The sequence below is a fragment of the Pedobacter gandavensis genome, assembly GCF_032678465.1.
Lineage (GTDB): Bacteria > Bacteroidota > Bacteroidia > Sphingobacteriales > Sphingobacteriaceae > Pedobacter > Pedobacter gandavensis_B.
This window is the reverse complement of the sequence record NZ_JAVTSK010000019.1, coordinates 1-7,269: the sequence shown is the minus strand read 5'-3', so window position 1 is coordinate 7,269 and position 7,269 is coordinate 1. Positions and strand designations below refer to the sequence as shown.

Below are 7,269 nucleotides of genomic sequence, written 5' to 3'. Positions count from 1 at the left end.
AAAAATGTCTGTCACCATGAAATTGCTGAGCCGTATGACCGGCTTTATCAAATTGGGATTCGGCTTACAGGCCAAAGGGACAGTGCACAATGCACACAACCTGGCCACCTCTTACCTGAAAAAACACGCTTTAAAGGGTGAATATCCCAATATCAGTGTAGATTATACGAAGGTTAAACTGAGCGAAGGCAGCATGCCTGCAACTTCGGATTTAAAAATCGTTAAGGTAGCAGGCGGATTGGAAATCAGCTGGGATCCGACCCATAGCTATGAATTACAACACAACGATAGTGTGATGGTGATGCTCTGTTTTCCGGAAACCGGAAGAGACCGCGAATACCTGAATATTGCCAGAAGATCTGAAGGAAAATGTTTCCTTCCATTGTTAGAAGAACAGCTTAGTCAACAGATAGAACCCTATATTGCCTTCATTTCTGCAGATGGAGAAAAGGTTTCCAACAGTGTTTATCTGGGTAATTTAAACGGGGAGGTTAAAACTGAGAAAGAAAAAACTGACGAAAAAAAATACCAGCAGGTAAAAGAGCGCTTTGATCAGGTGGCAACCAGCTATAGGAGTCAGATTAAGGACGAATATGGGATGAAACCACGTACCAAAGCCTTTAGAGTACTGGAAAAGGAATATTTGGCGCTCAAAGAGAAGCTCGAACACCTGCCCGGGAAGCCTGGTTGAGCATTGAGCTAAGTTCCTGATAAAGCTGGCTCATCATTCATTTCAGCTTATAAACACTTGTTTTCAAACAAAAATTGTTTTACAAGTACAAAAATTAACTATATTTCAAATAGTTACAGGAGGCTTATGTCCAAAAAACGACAAAACAAATGCTCCTGTTTAATTGCTGTTATAATTTAGATGTAAACGGAAAATTTATGATATCTGTAAACCCGACCAACGGAAAAACGATTAAAACCTATATAGAAGATACAGAAAAGCAAGTAAATGCGAAGATAGAAAGGACACATACTGCCTGGATAAAATGGAAAGAGACCCGTTTTTCGGTAAGGGCAGAATTCCTCAGAAATACTTCTGCGGTACTATTGAAGCGCAAAGCTGAATTGGCCACACTAATGGCTAAAGAAATGGGAAAACCGATAGCATCCGGAATTGCAGAAATTGAAAAATGTGCGGCTGTATGCGATTATTATGCTGCTAATGGGGCTAATTTTCTGAAAGACGAAATCATTGCAACCGAAGCGAGTAAAAGTTATGTTTGTTTTCAACCATTAGGAGTAGTCCTGGCAGTCATGCCCTGGAATTTTCCATTCTGGCAATTGTTCCGATTTCTGGCACCTGCATTCATGGCCGGTAATACGGGAGTGTTAAAACATGCCTCTAACGTTAGTGGTTGCGCATTGGCAATTGAAGATGTCATTAAAGAAGCTGGTTTTCCTAAAGACGTTTTCAATGCACTCCTGATCAATAGTAAAATGGTGAAGGACGTTATTGCACATCCTTTCGTTAAGGCGGTTACCTTAACCGGTAGTACTGAAGCGGGAAAACAGGTGGCACAACAGGCAGGTTTTCATTTGAAAAAAACAGTATTGGAATTAGGGGGAAGTGATCCCTATCTGGTATTGGCGGATGCTGACCTCGAACAAGCGGCAGAAATCTGTATGCAAAGCAGGCTCATTAATAATGGTCAAAGCTGTATTGCAGCAAAACGGTTCATTTTGGTAAAAGAAATAGAAAAAGAATTTACCAAAATCTTTCTTAAGAAAATGCAGTCGAAAGTTACTGGCGATCCCTTTGATCAAAAAAGCGACCTGGGGCCGATGGCGAGAATAGATCTGAGGGATGAATTACACCAGCAGGTCAGCGATAATATCAAAGCAGGTGCAAAGTGTTTACTCGGTGGGAAAATCCCGGAATTCAAAGGTGATCATGCATTTTATACCCCTACTGTTCTTAGCGGAATAAAGAAAGGAATGCCGGCCTATCAGGAAGAAATTTTCGGTCCGGTAGCCCTACTATTCAGTGCAAAAGATGAAGATGATGCCATTAGAATCGCCAACGATAGTCCATTTGGATTAGGTGCAGCAGTCTTTACGGCTGATGCCACACGTGCTGAAGCAATAGCGGCGAAGAAATTAAATGCAGGATCTTGTTTTGTCAACAGTCTGGTCAAATCAGATGCAAGATTGCCCTTTGGCGGAATCAACCAAAGTGGTTATGGAAGAGAGCTGAGTTCATTTGGCATCCGGGAATTTGTAAACATCAAAACCGTATATATTCAGTAAAATTATAGAAATGATACCAGGGCATTTAAGTTTGGTTCCACCTAGGCAACTGACCATAAATCCCCTGGTAGATTTGCAGAATTTTAGACTTCATCGTGGAAGGCAAATCTTTATTTTTTGTATCATAAGTCACATACCAATGCACATGTAGCGCCTCGATATCCTCAATCATCATTTGAACAGGCCATGAGTTTTTACGCTCAATTTCCCCGAACTGGAAACCATTCAGTAAATTTTCCCTTAAATCATCAGGGACATCAGAATTGATTTTCAGATCACCTGCTTTTTCCGGTGGACCTGATTTATTAATATAAACCAACTCCACCCTACCCTTTCTCAAGGCATAAACGAGGTATAATCCATATCTATGGGTGTCCACATTACAGACTTCTACCAGACTATCTGTTGCCTGAAAAAAGAAATTGCCTTGTTTGTATTTACTTAATTCGTCGAACATAGATTCAATCATTTTTACACCGGATCATTTTATCAATCTGGCTTACCTAATATAAAAAAAATGAGATTATCTAACAAATTAACACGCGAATGGAGTAAAAAATTAAAATACCCTTGGACAGATGAAAGATCTTGGTGCTTTACCGAATGCCAAGCCCATGGTGATCTCGTGTGAACCGTTTTGACTACTTCCTAATGCACTGGTGACCTGGTCATAGGAATACCCTAATCTGAAACGTTCGTTTACAAAAAACTGGACAATTCCAGATATGGAGTTTTCTTTACTTAGCGAAAGTCCTTCCAAAGGCTTCTTCCAAAGGCTAAATCCAGTTCGGATAGAACCGCCGATCCAGACTTTATCGTTAATGATCACCATTGCATTCAAATCAGCACTGGTTGGTCCTCTAAAGTCTTCTTTAATCAGGAGACTGGGTCTGACCCTGATTTCCGGTGATACATTAATTAAGGCACCTCCCATCAGATAAGCGTGTCTGCTACGAATAATATTTAAAGAGGCGGATCCATCCCTTCTCTTATCAGGACTGGAGAATAAGTCTAGGGCAGACAGTCCGAGGTACCAGTAATCTGAATTATAGAATATACCCAGGCGCAAATCAGGGACAATATTACTTTGATTTCCAACAGGGATAGATTCATCACCAGGCGTAATGGTGGTTAATAGTTGTCCTTTTAAACTATATTGAGCAGCACCTATTCCCAATCCAAAGCTCAAGCGCTGCGTATCTTCTCCATTTAATTGCAATCGATAGGCATAATTTGCCGTCACTGAAGTGGAGGATTGTGCCCCGATTTTATCAGTAGTTACCTGTACTCCTAAACCCATTTTACGATCCTGAGGGTCCAGAATTCCATCAATAGAGGCCGATGCTGTTTGTGGAGCACCTTCCATACCCAACCATTGCGCTCGCAGACCGAGCTGCACAAACCATTCTTCTTTGTATCCCGCGTAAGCAGGATTGACACTTAAGCTATTAAAGATGTACTGGGTAAACTGAATATTTTGTTGCGCAGCTACTTTTCCAACCTGCATAAAGCAGATGCTTACCATTGCGATGATCAATTTTCTAATCTTCATTATCTTTTGATTAAAATCCAGCTTTTACGAGAAGTGGTGACTCCGGCTTTTTTAAATTTCAACACATAGAAATAGGTTCCTTCATTTAAACCTGCGCCATCCCATTCGTCTTTATAATTGTTATTGTGGTATACCTGATCACCCCAACGATTGAAAACGGCCAGGTCAATACTATCATAATTCTCTCTTCCGATAATCTGGAACGTATCATTTTTTCCATCTCCATTTGGGGTAAAGGTGTTAGGAATTTCCAGGTCTGGTGGGACTACATTGATCGTCACCATGGCTACGTTAGAAGATAATCCTACTTCATCATTGATTTTATAACTAAACTTTTCAACGCCTATGAATCCTTTATTAGGTTGGTATACGATTCTTCCATCTTTATTCATTTGTAAAATTCCGTGTGACGGTGCCATCTGAATTTCTACAGTACTTACATCCAGAGGAAAAAGGCTTGCCCTATCGTTTTTAGCTACTGGTACCATTACTTCCACATCAGTTTTAGTTTTTGCATAATCATCGACTGCGGATGGGTAGCGCACCACATCTACATCGGTTGGCGTGTCATTATTTTGGTCGGTACCAGAGATGTCAAACACCCCAGTCCCAATCTGAGTCAGTCCGTCTATACGTGCGGTATTCCTCACATTCCCATTCAATTTTTCGTCTTCTGTAACAGTGTAAACTATTACATGCGTCATTGAAGCAGATGGTGCCAATGAGGTTCCAGATAAAGTAATCAGCCCAGGGATTTTAGGATCAGAAAGAATGAGGTTATGCAGGGTTACATTTCCTGTATTTTTGATGGTAAAAGTGTAAGTAATGGTTTTAAAGTCGCTGTTGAAGCGTCCGGATTTTACTAAACTAATACCTGGATTTTGAAGAATAGCGACATCAGCGATTGCAGATAATGCAATTGGATGTTCTGTACTGGTTACGGTAGCTATATTTTGGATTTTAGCCAGATTTGCTGATGGTGCACCATTCCGATCAATATCTGATTGCGTAACCGTATAAATTCCTTTATAGATCCATGTTTCAGCTCTTTCCAGGATACCATTTCCGTTGTCACCAGAAAGACTTAATTGTGTGCCGATTAATGGATCATTTAGTACCACATGGTGATGATTTGTAGTTCCAATATTTTTTACGGTAATGGTATAATTGATCTTTTCTCCAGCTGTAGAAACAGATGATAAATCGGCAGTTTTAACTATTGAAAGTCCAATACAGGCTGGCACGCGGACAGTAATTTTAAAAGGAATTCCATCACAACCTCCGTTTAATCCTCTTGGGGTAACGGTATAAATGACATCCAGATCAGTTGCGGTTGGATTGTAAAGATTGGTATTGATCGTATTTCCTGATCCGTTTATAGCGCCTGATACCGGAGAGTTCACAATCCAGGTAAAGCTGGCAGGAACCGCATTTCCACCTTTAATGGTATTGTCGACATTGGCTTGCAATGGATATACAAATGAAGATTGAGTACATGTTAAAGGATTTGCAGTATCATTATATCCCTTTGGAACAGGGCTAACAGTTACCTTGGTACTTCTTGAAATTGCACTGGCACAACCTGCGTCATTGGTTACTTTAACTGTATAAATACCAATATCACCAACGCTGTAGGTTTGCGCGGTTGCATTAGGAATCAGTACTCCGTTTTTATACCATTGGTTCCCGTGTGCTGATGAAGAAGTTAAAAGGACAACCCCACCGTCACAGAAAGTAGTTTCATTCGATGGAGAAATTTGAGGTTGTTCAGGATATGTAGCCTCCCTGACCCTGATCGGTGCTGAGGCAATACTTAAACATCCGCTATCATTTGTGTATGTTACCGAATAATTACCAGGTGCAGTTGCAGTGTAAGTTTGCAGGGTTGCACCACTGATTGGATTTCCGTCTTTGAACCATTGGTTGCCGTTGATTTCTGATGAAGTAAGCACTACACTTCCGCCTACACAGTATACCGCATTGTTTACCGCAGTAATCGTTGGAGGATTTGGAATTGGATTTACAATCACATTTACTGTTGCTGAAGCGATGCTTTCACAGGTTGTAGAGCTTACTTTTACGCTATATTTTCCAGCTACAGTTGCGGTATAAGTTTGGCTTGTTGCCCCAGAGATCGCAATAGCATCTTTGTACCACTGGTAACTCGTAGCGCTTGATGCGGTCAACAATACGTGACCACCGGCACAGAAAGTGGTTGGCTCAGTTACGCTGATATTTGCAACCGGAACAGCGTTTACCTTTACTTCTACAACTGCAGAGGCCTCGCTCTCGCAGGTGGCCGAGCTTACTTTTACACTATACTCCCCAGTAGTAGTAGCAGTATAAGTTTGACTGGTGGCACCGCTAATAGCAAGGCCTCCTTTGTACCACTGGTAGCTCGTAGCGCTTGATGCAGTCAACAATACGCTACCACCATCACAAAATGTCTTATCACCAGTCACGGTAATCTCTGCAACAGGGACTGCATTTACCACAACTTCTACAGCAGCTGAAGCCTCACTCTGGCAAGTCGTAGAACTTACTTTTACACTATAGTCCCCAGTAGTAGTGGCAGTATAGCTTTGACTGGTGGCACCGCTAATGGTAATACCTCCTTTGTACCACTGGTAACTCGTAGCGCTTGATGCGGTCAACAATACGCTACCACCATAACAAAATGTCTTATCGCCAGTCACGGTAATCTCTGCAACTGGAACTGCATTTACCACAACTTCGATAGCAGCCGAAGCTTCACTCTGGCAAGTTGTAGAACTTACTTTTACACTATACTCCCCAGTAGTAGTGGCAGTATAAGTTTGACTGGTAGCACCGCTAATGGCAATACCTCCTTTGTACCACTGGTAGCTCGTAGCGCTTGATGCAGTCAACAATACGCTACCGCCATCACAAAATGTCTTATCGCCAGTCACGGTAATCTCAGCAACCGGAACTGGGTTTACCACAACTTCGATAGCAGCTGAAGCCTCACTCTGGCAAGTCGTAGAACTTACTTTTACACTATACTCCCCAGTAGTAGTGGCAGTATAGGTTTGACTGGTGGCACCGCTAATGGCAATACCTCCTTTGTACCACTGGTAACTCGTAGCGCTTGATGCAGTCAACAATACGCTACCGCCATCACAAAATGTCTTATCACCAGTCACGGTAATCTCTGCAACAGGGACTGGGTTTACCACAACTTCTACAGCAGCTGAAGCTTCACTCTGACAAGTCGTAGAACTTACTTTTACACTATACTCCCCAGTGGTAGTGGCAGTATAAGTTTGACTGGTGGCACCGCTAATGGCAAGGCCTCCTTTGTACCACTGGTAACTCGTAGCGCTTGATGCGGTTAACAATACGCTACCGCCATCACAAAATGTCTTATCACCAGTCACGGTAATCTCTGCAACCGGAACTGCATTTACCACAACTTCTACAGCAGCCGAAGCCTCACTCTG

General features: G+C 41.9%; 5 protein-coding genes. 2 read left to right on the top strand and 3 right to left on the bottom strand.

Annotation, left to right across the window (positions count from 1 at the left end):
- Positions 1–691 (top strand): DUF6266 family protein (locus tag R2Q94_RS22025; RefSeq protein WP_316823633.1); only part of this gene is annotated, 691 nt, incomplete at its 5' end.
- Positions 692–888: 197 nt separating this feature from the next.
- Positions 889–2,256: an NAD-dependent succinate-semialdehyde dehydrogenase gene (locus tag R2Q94_RS22020; RefSeq protein WP_316823632.1), complete on the top strand. Its 1,368-nt coding sequence runs from the start codon at positions 889–891 to the stop codon at positions 2,254–2,256.
- A gap of 25 nt (positions 2,257–2,281) precedes the next feature.
- Here the strand turns inward: R2Q94_RS22020 and R2Q94_RS22015 are convergent, their stop codons facing one another.
- The 3 genes from R2Q94_RS22015 to R2Q94_RS22005 form a co-directional block, all read right to left on the bottom strand.
- On the bottom strand, positions 2,282–2,713 hold the full coding sequence (locus R2Q94_RS22015) for a hypothetical protein (protein ID WP_316823631.1): 432 nt from the start codon (positions 2,711–2,713) through the stop codon (positions 2,282–2,284).
- A 102-nt stretch (positions 2,714–2,815) separates the two neighbouring features.
- On the bottom strand, positions 2,816–3,808 hold the full coding sequence (locus R2Q94_RS22010; RefSeq protein WP_316823630.1) for a type IX secretion system membrane protein PorP/SprF: 993 nt from the start codon (positions 3,806–3,808) through the stop codon (positions 2,816–2,818).
- Positions 3,808–7,269: gliding motility-associated C-terminal domain-containing protein (locus R2Q94_RS22005; protein ID WP_316823629.1), on the bottom strand; the 3,462-nt coding region annotated here is incomplete at its 5' end. The genes R2Q94_RS22005 and R2Q94_RS22010, both read right to left, overlap by 1 nt.

Bases quoted from the DNA above. Each gene is read 5' to 3' on its own strand.
- R2Q94_RS22020 (WP_316823632.1), top strand. From the start codon at position 889: ATGATATCTGTAAACCCGACCAACGGAAAAACGATTAAAACCTATATA.
- R2Q94_RS22015 (WP_316823631.1), bottom strand. From the start codon at position 2,713: ATGTTCGACGAATTAAGTAAATACAAACAAGGCAATTTCTTTTTTCAG.
- R2Q94_RS22010 (WP_316823630.1), bottom strand. From the start codon at position 3,808: ATGAAGATTAGAAAATTGATCATCGCAATGGTAAGCATCTGCTTTATG.